This window comes from Limnohabitans sp. Rim47 (assembly GCF_001517545.1).
In the GTDB taxonomy this organism is placed as follows: domain Bacteria; phylum Pseudomonadota; class Gammaproteobacteria; order Burkholderiales; family Burkholderiaceae_C; genus Limnohabitans_A.
Map to the genome: position 1 here is coordinate 424852 of NZ_FBYA01000003.1, position 17996 is coordinate 442847.

Annotated in this window: 14 protein-coding genes; 6 read left to right on the forward strand and 8 right to left on the reverse strand. The window is 56.3% G+C overall.

Annotated features, from left to right (window positions below):
• Window positions 1-28 precede the first annotated feature (28 nt).
• The 4 genes from paaZ (at window position 29) to BN3544_RS09865 (ending at window position 4113) form a co-directional block, all read left to right on the forward strand.
• Window positions 29-2074 carry a phenylacetic acid degradation bifunctional protein PaaZ gene (paaZ, locus tag BN3544_RS09850; protein WP_019430693.1) on the forward strand — a complete coding sequence of 682 codons (2046 nt, stop codon included), beginning with the start codon at window positions 29-31 and terminating at the stop codon, window positions 2072-2074.
• Window positions 2075-2126: 52 nt separating this feature from the next.
• Entirely contained in the window at window positions 2127-2741 is a 615-nt protein-coding gene (locus BN3544_RS09855) for a class I SAM-dependent methyltransferase (protein ID WP_019430692.1), read from the forward strand.
• Between the two features lie 52 nt (window positions 2742-2793).
• Window positions 2794-3198 (forward strand): YkgJ family cysteine cluster protein, encoded by a 405-nt coding sequence (locus BN3544_RS09860; protein WP_019430691.1) that lies wholly within the window; start codon window positions 2794-2796, stop codon window positions 3196-3198.
• A gap of 111 nt (window positions 3199-3309) precedes the next feature.
• Window positions 3310-4113, forward strand: a complete 804-nt coding sequence (locus BN3544_RS09865) for a dienelactone hydrolase family protein (RefSeq protein ID WP_019430690.1) — start codon at window positions 3310-3312, stop codon at window positions 4111-4113.
• A 5-nt stretch (window positions 4114-4118) separates the two neighbouring features.
• On the opposite strand, the gene BN3544_RS09870 is transcribed toward BN3544_RS09865, so the two are convergent.
• Genes BN3544_RS09870 through BN3544_RS09890 form a run of 5 tightly spaced genes read right to left on the reverse strand, consistent with a single transcriptional unit; the run spans window position 4119 to window position 11783 of the window.
• Window positions 4119-6758 (reverse strand): putative bifunctional diguanylate cyclase/phosphodiesterase, encoded by a 2640-nt coding sequence (locus tag BN3544_RS09870; protein WP_019430689.1) that lies wholly within the window; start codon window positions 6756-6758, stop codon window positions 4119-4121.
• Window position 6759: 1 nt separating this feature from the next.
• A complete protein-coding gene (locus tag BN3544_RS09875) occupies window positions 6760-7995 on the reverse strand; it encodes an ABC transporter substrate-binding protein (protein ID WP_050999112.1) in 1236 nt (411 codons plus the stop codon).
• Window positions 7988-9922 carry a glycosyltransferase family 2 protein gene (locus BN3544_RS09880; RefSeq protein WP_036075379.1) on the reverse strand — a complete coding sequence of 645 codons (1935 nt, stop codon included), beginning with the start codon at window positions 9920-9922 and terminating at the stop codon, window positions 7988-7990. The genes BN3544_RS09875 and BN3544_RS09880 overlap by 8 nt, the downstream gene beginning before the upstream one ends.
• An 8-nt stretch (window positions 9923-9930) precedes the next feature.
• The gene (locus BN3544_RS09885) at window positions 9931-11154 is read right to left on the reverse strand and encodes an HlyD family secretion protein (protein WP_155820548.1); all 1224 of its coding nucleotides are present in this window, start codon (window positions 11152-11154) and stop codon (window positions 9931-9933) included.
• Between the two features lie 32 nt (window positions 11155-11186).
• Window positions 11187-11783 carry a Crp/Fnr family transcriptional regulator gene (locus tag BN3544_RS09890; protein WP_231733941.1) on the reverse strand — a complete coding sequence of 199 codons (597 nt, stop codon included), beginning with the start codon at window positions 11781-11783 and terminating at the stop codon, window positions 11187-11189.
• Window positions 11784-12205: 422 nt separating this feature from the next.
• On the opposite strand from BN3544_RS09890, the gene BN3544_RS09895 reads away from it, so the two are divergent.
• Window positions 12206-12667: a CBS domain-containing protein gene (locus BN3544_RS09895; RefSeq protein ID WP_026036782.1), complete on the forward strand. Its 462-nt coding sequence runs from the start codon at window positions 12206-12208 to the stop codon at window positions 12665-12667.
• Window positions 12668-12830: 163 nt separating this feature from the next.
• On the opposite strand, the gene BN3544_RS09900 is transcribed toward BN3544_RS09895, so the two are convergent.
• From BN3544_RS09900 to BN3544_RS09910, 3 genes are read right to left on the reverse strand one after another with little or no spacing between them, the layout of a single operon-like run.
• Window positions 12831-14066: an efflux RND transporter periplasmic adaptor subunit gene (locus BN3544_RS09900; protein ID WP_019430682.1), complete on the reverse strand. Its 1236-nt coding sequence runs from the start codon at window positions 14064-14066 to the stop codon at window positions 12831-12833.
• Window positions 14063-16432, reverse strand: coding sequence for an ABC transporter permease (locus BN3544_RS09905; RefSeq protein ID WP_019430681.1), 2370 nt, complete (start codon window positions 16430-16432; stop codon window positions 14063-14065). The genes BN3544_RS09900 and BN3544_RS09905 overlap by 4 nt, the downstream gene beginning before the upstream one ends.
• 7 nt (window positions 16433-16439) lie before the next feature.
• On the reverse strand, window positions 16440-17141 hold the full coding sequence (locus BN3544_RS09910; RefSeq protein WP_197409908.1) for an ABC transporter ATP-binding protein: 702 nt from the start codon (window positions 17139-17141) through the stop codon (window positions 16440-16442).
• Window positions 17142-17443: 302 nt separating this feature from the next.
• On the opposite strand from BN3544_RS09910, the gene BN3544_RS09915 reads away from it, so the two are divergent.
• Complete coding sequence (locus tag BN3544_RS09915) at window positions 17444-17878, forward strand: host attachment protein (protein ID WP_162131428.1); 435 nt, start codon at window positions 17444-17446, stop codon at window positions 17876-17878.
• Window positions 17879-17996 lie beyond the last annotated feature (118 nt).

Genomic DNA, 17996 nt, shown 5'->3' on the forward strand with positions numbered 1-17996 from the left:
GTTTGAACTTCACAGAAAGCGCATTCCCATGTCCCAAGTCCTGCAAAGTTTCATCGGTGGCCAGTGGATCGGCCAGCAAGGCGCACAAGCCCTGCGCAGCGCCATCAACGGCCAAACGGTGTACCAAACCCATGCCGAGGCCATCGACTTTGCTGATGCCGTTCACCACGCACGCACGGTGGGCCTGCCCAATTTGCTCAAGCTCGATTTCCAAGAGCGTGCCCAGCGCCTCAAAGCCCTGGCCAAGTACTTGGGGGAGCACAAAGAATCGCTGTACGCCATCTCGGCCCACACTGGTGCCACCCGAGCCGACAGCTGGGTCGATATCGAGGGCGGTGCGGGCACCTTGTTTGCCTATGCCGGCATGGGCAGCAATGAGTTGCCCAGCGGTAACCTGATCCACGAAGGCCCAGCTTTTGCGCTGGGCAAAAAGGGTGGATTTGCGGGCACGCACATTTTGGTGCCGCGTGGTGGCATTGCAGTGCACATCAACGCCTTCAACTTCCCCATTTGGGGCCTCTTGGAAAAATTTGCGCCCAGCTTTTTGGCAGGCATGCCCTGCATCGGCAAACCCGCATCGTCCACCAGCTACCTGACCGAGGCCATGGTGCGTTTGGTGGCGCAATCGGGCATCTTGCCCGAGGGCAGTTTGCAATTGGTGATTGGCTCGACCGGCGATCTGCTTGAGCGCCTGAACGGCCAGGATGTGGTGACCTTCACCGGCTCGGCCGACACCGCCGCCATGCTGCGCGTGCACCCCAATGTGGTCAAGCACAGCATCCCCTTCAACGCCGAGGCCGACTCGCTCAACTGCGCCATCCTCGCGCCCGATGTCTCGCCTGACGACGAAGAGTTTGACCTGTTCGTGAAAGAAGTCGCCCGCGAGATGACGGTCAAAGCGGGCCAAAAATGCACGGCGATTCGCCGCGCCATCGTGCCGCGTCAGCACCTTGATGCGGTGGCCGAAAAGCTCAAGGCCCGTCTGGCCAAAGTGCGGGTGGGCGATCCGTCGGTCGAAGGCGTGAAGATGGGCGCATTGGCCTCGCATGCACAGCAAGCCGACGTGGCCGAGCGCGTGGCCTTGCTGCGCCAAAGCGCTGAACTGGTGTTTGGCGGCGGAGCCGATTTCAGCCCCGTGGGGCAGGGTGTCGAAGGCGGCGCTTTCTTTCAGCCCACGCTGCTGCTGTGCCAGAAACCTTTGCACACCGACAGCGTGCACGACATCGAGGCCTTCGGCCCGGTCAGTACCCTCATGCCTTACGACGGCATCGACGAAGCCCTGCAACTGGCCGCACGCGGTCAGGGCAGCTTGGTCGGCACCTTGGTTACCAAAGACCCACAAATCGCTGCCCGCATCATCCCGGTGGCCGCCGCCTTGCATGGCCGCCTGCACATCCTGGACCGCGAATCGGCGGTCGAATCCACCGGGCACGGCTCGCCGTTGCCGCCGCTCAAGCACGGCGGCCCGGGTCGCGCAGGCGGTGGTGAAGAGCTCGGTGGCATCCGCGCCGTCAAGCACCTGATGCAGCGCACTGCGTTGCAGGGTTCGCCCACCATGATCGCTGCCGTCACGGGCGAGTACATGCGGGGTGCCAAGTTGATCGAGACCGAGGTCCACCCCTTCCGTCGTTACTTTGAAGAGTTGCAAATTGGCGAGAGCCTGCTGACCCACCGACGCACCGTGGGCGAGGCCGATATCGTGGCCTTTGGGGGCTTGTCGGGCGACTATTTCTACATGCACTTTGACGAAATCGCGGCCAAGGATTCGCCCTTTGGCAAACGCATCGCGCATGGTTACTTTGTGCTGTCTGCCGCTGCAGGCTTGTTTGTCTCGCCCGCGCCCGGCCCGGTGCTGGCCAACTACGGCTTGGACACCCTGCGCTTCGTCAAGCCTGTGGGCATTGGCGACACCATTCAGGCCCGCCTGACGGCCAAACGCAAGATCGACCGCAACAAGAAAGACGCCAACGGTGTGGGCCAAGGCGTGGTGGCGTGGGATGTGGAAGTCACCAACCAGTTGGGCGAAGTTGTGGCCAGCTACGACATCCTGACCTTGGTGGCCAAGCGGGGCTGACAGGGGTTGTTCCCGTCGATCAGCTTGTCCTGAGCTCGGTGACAATATCTGCATGAATTGGTACGACCGTCACCTGCTGCCCTATTTGATCGACTTCGCCTGCGGCTTGCCCATGGTTCAGCAGCAGCGCCGCCAGTTGGTGCCCAAAGCCCATGGCCGGGTGTTGGAAATCGGCATGGGCACCGGGCGCAACTTGCCGTTTTATGACCGCAGCCGCGTTACCCGTCTGGTGGGCGTAGACCCGGCCATGCAAATGCACCACTTGGCTCAAAAGCGAAGCCAAAAGGCGGGCATCGATGTCGAGCTGATGGGTCTTTCGGCTGAACAATTGCCCACCGCCGACGCCAGTTTTGACACAGTGGTCTGCACCTATACCTTGTGCAGTATTCCCGACGCAGTTCAGGCCCTGCGCGAGATGCGCCGGGTGCTGGTGCCGGGCGGCCAGCTGCTGTTTTGCGAGCATGGCCGGGCGCCTGATCTGGGTGTGCGGCGCTGGCAAGAACGGCTGCAGCCGCTGTGGGGGCCTTTGGCCGGTGGCTGCCAGTTGGGCCGTGACATTCCCGATTTGCTCGCCGAAGCAGGTTTTTCGGCCAACACGCAATCGGCTTATTTGGCCGGCCCGCGCCCAATGACTTTTCATTATTGGGGTGAGGCGCAGGCCGATTGAATGTCGTGTTGTTGGGCAATTTGGCCGCGCACATCCGGGGATAATCAGCCCCATGAGATCACCCATTGCCGTCGTTGACGTTGACCGCTGCGAAACTTGGACCCGTTACAAAAACGGCTTGTGCGACACCTGTGCGGCCAACTGCTGCACCATGCCGGTCGAGGTCAAGTTGGCCGATCTGGTGCGGCTGGAGCTGGTTGACCCTTTTGAGGCCGAGCACGAAGACCCCAAGCAGATTGCCAAACGCCTGAGCAAAGCCGGACTGATCGAGCACTTCAATTTCAAGAACAGCATTTTCAGCCTGGCCCGCCGCGCCAGTGGCGACTGCCAGTTTCTCGATGCCAAGACCCGCCGCTGCACGGTGTACGACAAGCGGCCCAACACCTGCCGCTTGCACCCTCAAGTGGGGCCACGCCCCAACCACTGCCCCTACGGCAACAAAGCACAGTCGCGTTGAGCGCTCACCGGTGAGAGGGCGGCCCACGCTGCCAAGCTCATTCATGTCATGCAACGATGACTTGGTGTTTATCTGAATTTTCAGGCAGAGACTTTTGTTGATAATCATTGCATGACAGAAATCACAGGGCACTACGCTGAGCTCATCTCGCCAGACAAGCACCGATTCCGGGCGTTTGTTGCACATCCGTCAAAGCCGGTACGAGGGGCTTTGGTCTTGTTGCACGAGATGGATGCACGGTCGGTCAATCGCGATCCAAGTGCCCACCAAAACCCCATGCCCGGACTGAGCCAACGCATCCGGGCTTTGGTCACCGAACATGCGGCCAGGGGCTACCTTGTGGTTGCGCCATCGCTGTTTGGCCGTGGCAGGGCAGGGCAGCATCATGGGTACAAATACCAAATGGCTTCCATGGGCGAGCAGCTGTTGAAGCCTTTGGAGCCCGTTGATTCAAGCCTTGCGATGATGGACGTCGAAACTGTCGTGACTTGGGCCCAAGCCCAGATCCCGCAGGGCAGAGTGGGCATCATGGGCTTTTGCTGGGGGGGCTTGCTTGCTTGGCAAGTGGCGTGCACTTTGCCGCAAGTATTTGCGGCGACTTCATTTTATGGAGGGGGTATGACCAACCCGGAGGTGCGCAGTTGGCGGCCCATGTGTCCAGTTTTGATCCATCTGCCCTCAAATGGCGCATGGATGACGCAAGAATCCATGCATGAATTCATCGCTGTCCAGCGTGAGCATTTTTCGGCGCATGGCGAGACCCGCCCTGGTCAAAAAAAGGCCATGGTGCAAATTGAGCAGTACAACGCTGCCTATGGGTTTGATCATGCTGGCAGCCGACAGCACGATCCGCATGCATCGCAATCGGCCAGAGTGAAGACCCGTCACTTCTTTGACCGTTACCTGAACGGCTAAGCGTTTCAGAAAGCGGCTTCACACGCTTTCGCTGGAACCAAATGGGTCGGTAAGGCGATCAGTTGCTGGAGCTTTAATGGCTTTGAATAAAAATAGCCCTGTGCTTGTTGGCAACCCAGGCTGATCAGAGTGTCTTTCTGGAATTGGTTTTCTACGCCTTCTGCTGTCGTCTCCAGCTGCAGAGATCGGGCCAACGCCAAAATACCGGAAATGATTTTGATGTTTTCTTCGCGCTGCATTCCGGCAGTGAAAGACATGTCAATTTTTAATTTTTGAATGGGCATGCTTGCAAGGCGGGAAAGAGACGAATAGGACTTGCCGAAATCGTCAATGGCAATTCGCACACCTAAACCCATGATGGCCTGAAGTTGACTCGCCAGCTCTGCCGGGCTGATAGAAAAGTCCGTTTCCGTGATTTCCAGAACAAACCCCTCCAATCCGTTTTCATGCTCCGCCGCCAGATGAGAAAGTAGCGTCAAGAGACGCTTTCCGGACAGCAACTGAGGTGATGAATTCAAGGCGATCTTCGCGTCAGGAAAATACTCGCGGATCGTGTGACTGTCTTTGACGACTTGGGCAAACAGGCTCTGTGTCAGCGGGTCTATGGCCCCAGACTGCTCAGCCAATGGGATGAACTCAGCAGGACTGACCATGCCCAGTTCTTCGTCGTGCCAACGTGCCAAGGCCTCAAACCCAATGATTTTGCCGGTCAGCAAATCCACCTCAGCTTGGTAATGCGGATGGATTCGACCTTCGCGAATGGCCACGGCCAGCTTGCTATCGACTTTGGTTTTTCGGGAAGTGGCCGTCAGCATTTGGGCATTGAGCCATTTGATTTGATTGCGCCCGGATTCCTTGGCGCTCAGCAGGGCTGTATCCGCGTAAATGAGGAGCTCATGGACCGATTGAGAGTGATCTGGAAAAAACGCAGCCCCAGCACTGAAGGTGGCTGTGATGTGCACGGTACCCATGTGATTGACCGTGAACACAGCGGAGTTGAATACATGTTTCAACTTTTCCTGGAAATCAGTGATGGGTTCATGAACATCCAGAACGGCAATGAATTCATCTCCTGAACGTCGGCATAAAAAATTCCCAGCAGGCAATTTGGCCTTGAGATGTCGTGCAATTTGTCGAATCACCTCATCGCCTTGATCGTGACCAAAGGTGTCGTTGATGTTTTTGAAATGATCCAGATCAATGAACAATATCGCAAAGTTGGCGTCAGCCCCTTTGCGCTGGATGTATTCCAGAAACCCCCTGTAGTTGGGTAGGCCCGTCAGCTGGTCTTCATTGAGAAGATCCTTGAGCCTTTTCTCAGCTTCACGAATCGCCCTGATGTCCGAGAAAACAGAGACATGGCCTTGGCTCATGCCATTGGCATCCAGCAAAGTGGACACTGCAAGCAGAACAGGCAACTGCATTTTTTGCTTGCTTAAAAAATAGGTTTCACCGCGCCATGTACCGTGTTTGCGAACGGATTCAGCGATGGTGGGCAAATCAATGCCAATCTCATCCTTGATGTAGAGCCGACCAGCGGGTTGGTTGACCAACTCCTCTTTGGTGTAGCCGGTCATGTCGGTCAATGCCGCATTGACATCCATCACCAGCCCCTGTTTGTTCGTGATCAAAATGGCCTCGGCAGCGGTCTCGAACACCCTGGAAAAAACAGCCTGCTTCTGCGTTGCAATTCTTTGCTTTTGCAGCATGCTCTGCAGGGCGTTTGAAACTTTTGAAATTTCATCACCCGAGTTGTCCATCAACCTTTCACTGCCGCGCCCTTGGACGGTATCGGACGCCAGCTGAACAAGGTCATCGAGCCGTTGAGTGGTGCGTTCTGAAAATTGGCGTGTCCAACGCCTGAGCCTGATGAACAGCAAGCCACCAAATGCCAATGAGATCGCCAGACCGGTCATGACGAACAGAAAGGCCGATAAATAGCTTTGTTGGAGTTGAATATGGATGGCGTAGTCATGGCCGGTATCTGCCCATTTAAATTTGAATGCTTCACTGTGTTTGGAAAGATCGGACGCATCATCAACAAATGGGATCAGGCTGTAATTGACTTTCAGGTCATCAGGAAAGTTCAAAGTCGCCATGATCCTGTCCAGATCAAGCTGGAGCAAAACGATGCCGATGGTGCTGTCCGTGAAATTGGCTGAAACAGGGACGCTGACCGCCAGGTAATCGGACTGGTCGATGGTCACCAACTCCAAATGGGTCTGGCTGTCTTCGATGGTTTTTTGGATGTTGGCAGGCGTGTCCAGAAGCAAGCCCGCTGTGTTGTCGCTCTGAATAAAAAATCTGCCGAGGTAATCCAGAAGGTCAAACTTGAAATTTGGATGTTGATTGGCTTTTTCCAAAAGAGGCAGGAGATACGATCCCCGTCCTGACGAGTCAGTCAGCCCAGTCCAGACCTCGGGCGAATGGGCTAAATCGTTGGCTTGTTTGAAGGATGCACTGATTTCAGAGTCCAGTCGGGTCGATAGCAGCGCTTTGTAGTGTTTGAATTCTTCTTGTTGGTAGAAAAAAATGCCATACACGGCCAATAACATGCTGATGGATGTGACACCAAAGATGTAGGTTCCAAACAAGCTGAAAACGTCATGACTGATCTGGGCTTTGAGCGTTTTCAAGCGGGCCATGTCAGTCTTGCGGAATCAATTGACCAGAAGGGGTTAATTTCACAAAAAGAACTTGCGATTTGTCCAGGGCATCGTGTCGCTGGCTTGTGAAGGGCTTGGCGTAGTGCCTGACAGCTCCATTGAATGCAGGCAATTTTTCTAATGCATCCCTGACTTTCTGGGGCGATGTGGTTTGTGCGATCTCAATGGCTTTGGCCAGCAGATGGACCGTGTCATAGGCGTGAGCGGCTCCAACGGGACTGGGAATCTCGAGCGTGTTTTTAAGACTGTTATTTTTCAAGATCCACTCAGCCAGAAAAACGGCACGAGGGCGCTTGTTGTTGATGAACGTGAAAGTCTGAATGAAATCAATGCGGACCATTGACAGTTCCTCTTTCACCAGATCGTGCAATGTGCCACCCACTGCGCCCCAATGGGCCACCACGGGCAAGCGCATAGACGGAGATTGCGCCGCAATTTCCTTGATCAAAATCGCACCTTCTTTTTCATTGCCTACAAAAAGAAGGCCTTGTGTGCGTGAATCCAAGCAAGCCTTGTAGTGTTCCTTTAAGGATGCGTCGCCCCAGTTGTACCAACGCACCACCGGGAATCTGGTGGTGTTTTGCGCGGACTTTTCCTGAATCACGTTTTCTGCTGAACGGCCCCAGGCCGTATTGGGCAGGATCGCGCAGGCTTGTCGCACCCCATATTTCGTGGACAGCCGCTTCATCATTGCCTCGACGCCCCAATCATCTTTGAGTGAAACACGAAACGAGAAAGAGGGCTTATGGTCGTGGTCTGTGATGAGGTCTGCTGAACCCCAGACGCTGATCAATGGAACGCTCAGTCGATGGGCCTCGGGCAACATTTCAACGCTGATCGGACTGTATTTGCCACTCAAAACAGCGACCAGATCCTTGGTGCCAGCCAGTTGGACAAAATTGTCCTTGCCTCTGGCGGAGACGCCTTTGTTGTCCGTGGTCATCAGTTTCAGGGGCCGCCCATTGAGCACGCCTCCGTTGCTGTTGATCTCTTCCATGGCCGCTTTGATGCCCCATTCGCTGGCCATGGCGGATGTGTTGGTTTTTACGCCGTAGGCATCGTCAAAACCGATCCATACTGGCGGGTTTTGTGATAGGACCGGACTCTGTGCCAATGCCTGAGCTGCCCATGTGCAGGCAAGAACAGCAAGAAGCACTGCCTTGCCTTTCTGGCCAACACATGGGCCAGGCAACGGTGTTGAAAAATGCTTAGCCATTGAACGTTTTCTCCCATAAAGACGATATGAGCTGCCTGGTAGAGCTGTCCGCTGGGCTTACCGTGGTGTAGCGCCCTGAAAAAAGTTTGCAGATCATGGCGTTGCGCTGTGCCTTGCTGTTGTATTCAAAAGTGGCCGCCAGCAGGGCTTGGTTTTGACGCACGGGTTGGATCATCACGCGACCCACGTTTTGCACTGTCAGGCTGGCCGTTCCTTTTTTGAACAGGGCACTGTCCGCCTGTGAAATGGCCAATTTGCACCCATCGACACTGGCATCGATGATTTGGACGGGGTAGTTGGACTCGCCATCGTGGACGACCCCCGCTTCAGCCAACAAGAACCGCTCTTCTTTTCGCAGGCGTGGGCCCTCAAAACAAAGTAGCGCAGCCAAGCCGAGGCTGATGACATTCAGCATCGACCAAAACATCGCGATGGGGAAGAATTCATCGTGTGACACCACCGCCAATTCTGGAACTACGTTCAGCAACAAGCCCATCAGTGTCAGACCCATGCACGCCAAAATCATGCCGAGGCTGAACAAATCCACTTGCCGACCACTGGATGCACCCGATCCCTTTGGGGTCACCTTAAACGGTTTGCCAAAGGGTTTGATAAGGGAGGCCACCACTGTTGGCCCTAATCTGAAACTTGAAAATAAACCGACAGGCCCCGAGACCAACGGAGAAAAATGTCCCCCGATCAGCCAGCGCATGGCGAGAAAAAATGACAGGAAAACGGGCAGTTGATAAAACACCATGTCTGCTGTGTCCGTGAAATGAAATGGCAGCCAACCCAAGAGCAAATAAGCCAGGGGAATGGCGATCAACATCAGACGAACGGTGTATTGCGTCAACCAGCTGGTAGGGAAGAACAAGATGCGTTGCATGGTGCTCAGGCCCGGACCCAAGGGCCCTGCGTTCAGGAACAAGGACTGAATAGCGCCACGACACCAGCGCTCGCGTTGGACAAAGAAGCCTTCGATCGATTCAGCGGCCAGTCCCACACTCAATCGTTCGTTGAGGTAAATCGTTTGGTATCCCTTGCGCAACATCACCAAGGTGGTCAGTAGATCCTCTGTGATGCTTTGCGTGGGGATGCCCCCAATGGCATCGACGGCCTGGCGACGCATGATGCTGCATGATCCGCAGCAAAACGCTGCCTGCCATGCATCTCGCGAAGCGGCCATGTGGTCAAAAAACAAGCGTTGCTCGTCAGGGTAGATTTGCATCAAACCCAAGTTGGTCTGGATCGGATCCTTGTTGTAAAAATGTTGCGGCGTTTGCACGATGCCCACTGACGGGTCGCTGAAAAAGCCCAATGTGCGCCGGATGAAGTTCTGAGACGGCACAAAGTCCGCATCAAACACAGCAATGAATTGCCCCTGAGCATGTGTCAACGCGTGGTTCATGTTGCCGGCTTTGGCATGCTGATTGTCTGCTCGGGTCAGATAGCAAACGCCTAACTCTTTGCAAAACGTGCGCAACCAATCGCGCTTTCCATCGTCTAGAACCCAGATGGTTTTATGAGGGTAATCCACAGCGGTAGCGGCCACGATGGTTTTTTCCAAAACATCCAGGGGTTCGTTGTATGTCGGAATGAATATGTCCACCGCAGGCAGGGGGCTGGGCATCTGGTGTTGATCGGCTTGCTTGCTGCGGGTGTTGGTTCGGCTCATGATCAACAAGAAGACGGCCACTTCGATGCAGGCCAAAACTTCAATGCTCCAAACGCCCCATATCCAAGATTGCGCCAAGAGGCTGTCGTCGCTTTCAGTCCACACCGTGTTGATCAAACGCCAGCTCATGTATTGGATGCAGAGCAAGACGGGCAACAAACACACCATTTGTCTGAGCTTGTGATGGGTTCGAGGGGCGTCCCACACCCACAGGAAAAATCCGGAGACCAACAACAAGGGGATGTAGTCCATGGTCAGGTTCACATCAGGAATGCACTGATTCGGCTGAACCAGACCGATGGACGCCATTCACGGGGAACTTTGACATCCACTTTGCGGCCAGCAAAACACAAATTCTCCTCAGGCTGATCAAGGTCAGAAGACTGGATCTTCACAAAAATCCTGGCATCCTTTTTTTCCCGTTGCAGTTGTGCGACCAAGGTCACATCCGGCAAGTTGTTGCCGCTGCCCGTGACCGCTTGGATGTGACCCAGCAGCCACTTGGCGCTTCCTATCAGGCGGTATTGCACGGGTTTACCGATTTCAAAAGATTCGAGGGATGATTCCGGGACCGCCACATCTAGAAACAGGTTGTCGCAGGTGATCACATGCGCCAAGTCTGTGCCAATGACGACCTCGGTGCCGTTGCTACCGAATTTGCGCCACAAGACCCCGTTGCTTGGCGAATGTATGAGTACCTCTCGGGACGCGGCCATGTTGTCCCGCTCCTTGCGGATCTGCAATTGGACATCCGAGCTGCGTTGCTCGTTCTCGCGCAAGCGCGCGGTGACATCGGTGATTTGCAAGCGCACGTCATCAAGGCGCTGCTGTGTGTACGGAACATCGTTGCGACCCTCACCAAGGTAGACAAATTGCTTGACCGCTTGCTTCTCGGTTTCAAGCAGCCGGATTCGGGCCTGGTAGATTTCCAGACGGCTTCGAGTGACCTCGAGTGCGTATTGCGCAGCCTCGTTTTGGGCTGAAGAGATGAAGTTTTCTTTCAAGAGCAAGGTGTTGCGTTGTGCGAGCACTTGCTGTTCACGGATCAGGCTTTCTTGTGCTTTTTTCTCGGCTTGTGCTTGCGCCAGTTGTTCTTCAAGGCGAAGAAATTCGTGCGTTCGGTGGACATAGACCCGGTTGTCCAAATCTTTTTGCAATTGCTGAAGATTTTTGAGGTGGCGCTGCAGGCCTAGGCTTCTTTTAGCCAAGGTTTTTTGTTCCACCTCCATTTCATTGACCGCACTTTCCTTGAATCGTGGGTTGCTGATCCTGACCAATTCCTCACTTTGTTTTATGGGCTGGCCTGGCATTTTTGAAAAATCGTACAGAACCCCTTCGATGGGCGTTTTGATCACCACATAGTGTGTATTCACGATGGCGTTGATGCTTTGAAAACTGGCCATAGCCGGCACCAGCACCACTGCCGCAATCAAGGCAATGCCCAAGCCCATGGCGCGTTTTGAGTTTTTCAAAGAGGTGAACATGCCCATGATTCGAAGTGCTTGTTTGTTGCTTTTTAATGCTGCATGGCCGGGTGCATGACCCGATAGCATTCACAGGCTTTTGCCTCCAGTCCCGGTCGGTCCAGAACCTCCAATTGGCCACGAGTGACTTCGATCAGTCCCTCTTGGCTCAATTTGCCAGCCGCCAGAGTGACTGATTCCCTGCGAATGCCCAGCGTGTCTGCGATCTCTTGATGGGTGATTTGAAGCGTGTGCCCCTGGGTCTTGTCTAGGGTGTTCATGATCCAACGAACAATCTGTTGTTCGTTGCTGTGTTTGCTGCTGCAGACCGTGGGCATGGCAATCTGCAAAATCATTTGCCGTGTGGTGGCCATCCAAATTTTGAGAAACGCGCGGTCTTGGCCCAGTTCATTTTGGAATACACCCAACGGTAATTTGTAGGCAAAACCTGGAAATCTGACACGCGCCCGGCTGAAGTTTTGGTTGCCGCCCATGACGCCACTGCCAACCATGCCTTCTTTGCCGATCAACACAATGTCGGCTGACGAACCATCCGAGATGTCGATTTGCATAGCGATGATGGCGCTGACCGGAAAGATGACAAATTGAATGGCTTCATGGGGCCGGAAGATCAACTGGTCCGTAGACAAGCAAACCAATTGAAAAGATGGAAGCAATTTTTCATACTTTTCAGCAGCTAATTGCTCGATCATTGAATTACTTGCTGGACTTAACATTTGATGTCGTTTTTACAATTGTTGACATTAATTCTAGTGAAAATCACATTTTTTAGTGTGCGTTGACGAACATAAAAACGGCATGTTTAGAGATCGAAAATAAAAAAGTAGTTCTTATTAATGCCTGTCACTGCACATTGCAAGCCAGCGCCCTGCGCGAACTGTGTTTTGCAGCCAGATGCTGCCCTGGACCATGGCCGTGTGTTGTCGCACCGACACCCCGCAAAGGCAGGCGACATGATCGACTCGTGACGCACTGCCTTTTGCTTCGCTTTGACGGCCTTCGCCAGCGTGTAAAGCACCCAAGTTCGTTGTTGATTGATCAAGGAGCCATGATGGGCAAACTACTGACAGCAGGGGGAATTTGCAAACGCAAAGTCAGCGTGGGCTACCGGCAAACCAGTTTGGTGGCCGCCGCACAGCTCATGCGCGAAGACCATGTGGGTTGTTTGGTGGTGGTGGATGACGCAAACGGCAGCCGCCAAGTGTGTGGCCTGGTCACGGACCGCGACATGGTGATGGCGGTGGTGGCCACGGGGCTAGACCCCGAACCGCTGTGCCTAGAGGACATCATGGCGCAGCGGGTGGTGACGGCCAACGAAGCCGACTCCTTGCTGGACTTGATGCGTGCCATGCGCGAGCACGGTGTGCGCCGTGTGCCTGTGGTCGGTGTGCAGGATGAGTTGATGGGCATGGTCACGATGGACGATGTGCTCAAACTACTCGCTCAGGAAATGAACATGCTCGTCGGAGCTATGGGAGCGGGCATCCAAATGGAGCGCATGCGCCGTCAGTGACCTCGGTGGGTAGCCATCTGCAATCAGCAACCTGAAATCTGTAATAGGCCTTGTTGCATGGTTGCCGCGAGCATGGACCCCTGCAAGGCGCTTGACTGGCTGAGCTTGGTTTTGCCTCTGCCTTTGCCGCTGTTTCGCCAATGCCGTACGCGCAGTGTGTGCGTCATTTGCCCGCTTCGGTTTTGGTGCTGACTCTCTGCCCTTCGGTGATGGTGCCAGGGTAGAGCAGCACCGAATCGCCAGCACGCACGCCCCCTTTTTCATCGAGTTCAACCCAGGCCACGTCGGCGTTGCGTTCTTTGACGGTCACATTTTGGGCATGTGCACGGCCGTTTTGGACCACCAAAACTCGCCAGCCCGTGCCTTCGCGCAACAGTGCGGCACTGGGCACCAGCAGGGCGTTGTCTTGCGCGAACAGCGTGATGTGCGCGTCTACCCGAAAGCCCTCACCCAAGCGTTGCGTACTGTCCGGCAAGCGGTCTATGTCGATGATGACATTGACCCGTTGTTCTTCGATGCCCAGTGCCGATACTTTGGTGAAGGCCACGGGTTCAATCCGGGTGACCTGGCCAGAAAAGGGCGGTGCGCCAACGCCTGCTGAAATGCGCACGGTGGCTCCCCTTGTCATCTGCCGTGCATCCGATGACAGAACATCCACAACAGCCTCCATGTCACGGACATCACCGATCTCCAGCAAAGCTTGCCCTGCCAAAACCGGCGCACTGCTGCTCAGGTGCAGTTTGACCACCTGACCATCGACCGGGCTTTTGAGCGACAAGGTGTTTGTGGGCGCCAGGCTCGAAGGGTGTGATTGGGTCAACGCCGCTTGAGACTCGGCCAACGTGAATTCTGCGGCGCGCAATTGGGCCTGCCCCGCGGCCAAGGCCTGCGCTGCGGCACGTTGGGCCAACAAAGCCTGATCCAGCGCTGCAGTGGCAATGAAGTTCTCGTTGGCGAGTTTTTGGGCCCGTTGTGCTTCCAGTTCAGTTTGCGCCAAAGTGGTTTGCAGGCGTTGCAGTTGCGCTGCGGCGGCCATGCGTGAGGCATCGTCTCGGCCTACACGCTGTTGCAACACCTGTCGGTTGCGCTCGTCGATCATGTTGGGCGGCAGTGGTGTCAGTCTGGCCACAGCATCCCCTGCACGGACGCTGTCACCGACTTTGAGCGTGGGCCGGACCAGTTCGGCAGGCATGGGGGCTGAAATGACATAACGGTTTTTCACGCGCAACTGGCCGTCTTCGTCAATGGCTTGCTCAAAGCGCCCGATGCGGACCGCGCCGACCTCTGCGACCAAGGGGCGCGGCATCAGTGCCCAGAACATCAGGGCGATGACGCCCAATGCAGCCAAGCCCCAAGGCCCCCAGCGTTTCAGAAAACCAGGTGAGTTGTTCGGGTTCATTCGCGTACTTTCAAAACAGCGACCAGATTCAGCTGGTCAATTTTTCGGCGCACCAGCAAGGCGCTGACCAGGCCTGCCGCCAACACAATCAGCGCTGCCCAGGCATAGGTGGGCGGCGCGATGATGACGGGAAAATCGATGTTGTCGGAAGACATCAAGCGCATCAGGACTGTGGCCAATCCCCAACCCGCTGCCGCGCCCAGGGGCAGGGCCAGCAAGAGTTCGGCAGCCAGTTGGCCCAGTAACAAGACCGAGACTTCGGCGCGTGTCATGCCCAGCACCCGCAGACTGGCCAATTCCCAGGCACGTTCTGACAGGCTGATGCGTGCGGCGTTGTAGACAATGCCTACCGCCATGGCGACAGCAAACAGCGTGAGAATGTTGCTGAAAACCCCCATGCTCCTTGATGTGGTTTCCTGGAAACTGGCCAGTGATGCGGCCTTGTCGAACACGGCGGTGATGAGCGGGGCTTGTTTGACGGCTTGCCAAAATTCACCCATGGCCAAAGGGTCGACTTGCAAGGAGGCCTCGCTCGCGACCGAGCCATCGCGCGACAAAGTGTTCATGGTGGCAAAGTCCATGAAGGCCTGCTTGCCCATCAGGGTGTGCACGATCTCGACCACCTCGACCGTGGCGCGGGCTTGATGCCACATGCGGAACTCCACCTCGACCCGATCGCCCACCTGCAAGCCCAGTCGTTTGGCCAACAGCCATGAGACCGCGAGGCCTTGAGACGGGATCCGGACAGGGCCGCGCTGTTCGTCCACCGGCCGCAGCAGCCGCGTGGTGCCCACCAGCCCCAGCAGATTTCCGTCTTCGGCCATGCCACGCCAGTGCAGACGCACCGCTTCGCTTCGGTAGGGCTCAGCGTGGATTACACCCGGCAGACGTTTCAGGTCTTGTACCACCGAGGGGTCTACGGGGCGTTGAAAGTTCACCACCGCATTGCCGCGCTGGGTTTGGCGAAACTGGATGTCCACGATGTGTGCGATGGCATCCAGCCAGAAGGCCCCCGAAATTTGCAAGGCGATTGCCAAGGCAATCCCCGTGACGGTGAACACCGAACGCCACGGGCGTCGCTCAAAGTTGCGCAGCACCATGAGGGTGCCTGCACCGACGTGTCTGCTGAGGCCCATTCTTTCGATCAGTGTTTGCTGGTAAGTTGGGGGCGATGGGGGCTGCATGGCCACGGCGGGTTTGAGGCGTACCACGGTGCGAATGGCCCCCCAGGTGCCCAGGATGGCGGTGGTCAGGGCAACGCCTGCGGCTGCCATAACCAGCCAGGGCGTGGTGCCATACGCCAACCGGTTGAAGCGAAAAATGGCGTCGTACATGTCCAGAACGAGCAGTCCGATCCACCGACTGAGCAGCAAGCCAGCGATCAGTCCGAGGCCGGTGATGGCCATGGCCAGGCCCAGGTAATGCCGGACGATCGCGCTGTCGTCATAACCCAAGGCCTTGAGTGCCGCGATCTGGCTGCGTTGCGTCGCCACCTGGCGGCTCACCACCCCATTCAGGATGAACATGGAGACGGCCAAAAAAATCGAGGGCAGCACCGTGCCCATGACTTTCAGTTGCGAGAGTTCGTCGCTGACGATGCGTGCCGAGATTTGTTTGTCGCGCCCCACCGCACCCCGAGTGCCATAGGCGTCCAGCAGGCGGTCTGTCTGCGCAATCACCGCTGGCTGCCAAGCGGGATCAAGCAGGCGCAATGAAGCCTGGTTGAATGCGCCTTGCATGTCAAACACTTGGGTCGTGCGTTCTTGGTCAACCCACCAGATGCCAAATGTCCGGTCGTCTGGCGCACCCCCGCGCGACGCAAACACATATTCGGGTGACACGGCGGTGCCCACCAAGTGGATGTTTTGCAGCCGACCGTTCAGGATGGCCTGCACGCGGTCGCCAGGTTTCAGGTGCCTGGCGACAGCGAAGCGGTCGCTCACCACGGCTTCCATCTCGCGCCCTTGTTCTGGCCAGCGACCACTGCGCAGGCTCAGGGCGTTCAGGCCTTGCCGTTGTGCGTGCACCCGTGCCAGGTCGAGCCCTATGAAGCGCCCTGTGACGGGTGCTTGTGCATCGGGCAGGGCAATTTGTGCGTCCATCACCACACTGAGCTGGACTTCGGCGACGCCTTCGATGGCTGCAAGGTGATCACGCAAGACCACCGGTGCCCGTTTGAGGTGAATGAACACATCGGCCAGGCGGTTGTCACGGTAAAAGCTGTCGCGAGAGCCTTTGAGCAATTCGTGCACTGAGAACATGCCCACAAAACCGGCCACGCCAATGGCCACCACGACGGCGATGGTGAGCACTTGCGCCCACAGTCGGTGCAAGTCGCGCCACAGTTTGGTGTGCAGAGCGGTCATGGCCAGATCACCATCGCAGCGTGGCTGCGGCCACTTTGTGGGGGTTCACCTGGATGTCCACAATGCGGCCATCGGCCATGCGCATCACGCGGTCGGCCATGTCGGCAATGGGCGCGTTGTGGGTGATGACCACGGTGGTCGTACCCAGTTCACGGTTGACTTTTTCGATGGCCTGCAACACCACGATGCCGGTGGCACAGTCGAGCGCACCCGTGGGTTCGTCGCAAAGCAGCACCTGAGGCCTTTTGGCGATGGCGCGGGCAATGGCCACGCGTTGCTGTTCACCACCGGAGAGCTGAGACACAAAGTGGTTCACGCGGTCCGTCAAGCCCACCAAAGCCAAAGCGTCTTCAGGGCGCATGGGGTCTTGTGCAATGTCGGTGACCAGCGCCACGTTCTCCAGCGCTGTAAGGCTGGGTATCAGGTTGTAGAACTGGAACACAAAGCCCACATGCTCGCGTCGGTAACGGGTCAGTTCGGCATCGCTGGCACCGGTCAGGTCATGTGTCTCGCCCTGATGGACCCATTGGGCGGTTCCGGCTGTGGCGCTGTCCAAGCCACCCAGAATGTTGAGCAAGGTCGATTTGCCGCTGCCAGAAGCCCCCAGCAAGACCACAAACTCGCCAGGCGTGATGCGCAGATCCACCCCGCGCAAAGCCTGGACCGCAGCAGCGCCTTCGCCATAGACCTTGGTGAGGTTTTGGGCCATGAAAACGCATTCGGTTGACGTGGGCAATTGAGACATTTCAGGGGAGTGGACGTTGCTTGCGTAACGGGCATAAAGCAGCTCGGGAATGCACAAGGGCAGGCGGCGCAGCACCGTTTGCCAAGTCTTTGGATTGGCGCATGCACCCGTTTGCAAGGGCTTGATGCCGATCAACCCAAGGCCAGACCTGACCGAGAGGTGATGGTGGCGATACCCAAAGCGCTATGCCGACAGATCAATTGACCCCAGAGTGGTCATCCCAAAAAATCAACACACTATTCACCCGCAAAAAAAAGGATCAGGTCATGCCTCAAAAACATTGGATCTTGGTGGCCAACGCTTCGCATGCAAGGGTTTTTGAGCGCACATCGTTCACCGCGCCTTTGGTGGAGCTGACCGACTGGCTTCACCCAGAAAGTCGCATGCCCGCCAGAGACACCGAGCGCACGCCATTGGGGCATTCGGAGGCGGGGCGAGCGGGTCTGGCGCCCCGGTCAGACCTCAAGCATTTGCACCGCAGCGAGTTTGCAACAACGCTGGCCAAGTATTTTCATAAAGCGGTTCTGAACCACCGCGTCAATGCCTTGGCCTTGTTCGTCTCCAGCCCATTGATGGGGGAGTTGTTGTCGCACCTGGACGCTTCAGTGCAACACACCCTTGTGGCCAAACACGTGCTGGATTTGACGTCCTTGAACGTGACCGAGCTGGACAAACGCCTACGCAGTGAATTTCGTTTGTAGCAACGCCAACACCTCTTTAATGCGGGCCGTTTCGGCGATGCCCAACTTGAACGAAAAAAAGCCGCTCAACGGCTGCTGAGCGGCTCTTGCTGGCCCCTGATCTCGTTTGGGGCTTGGC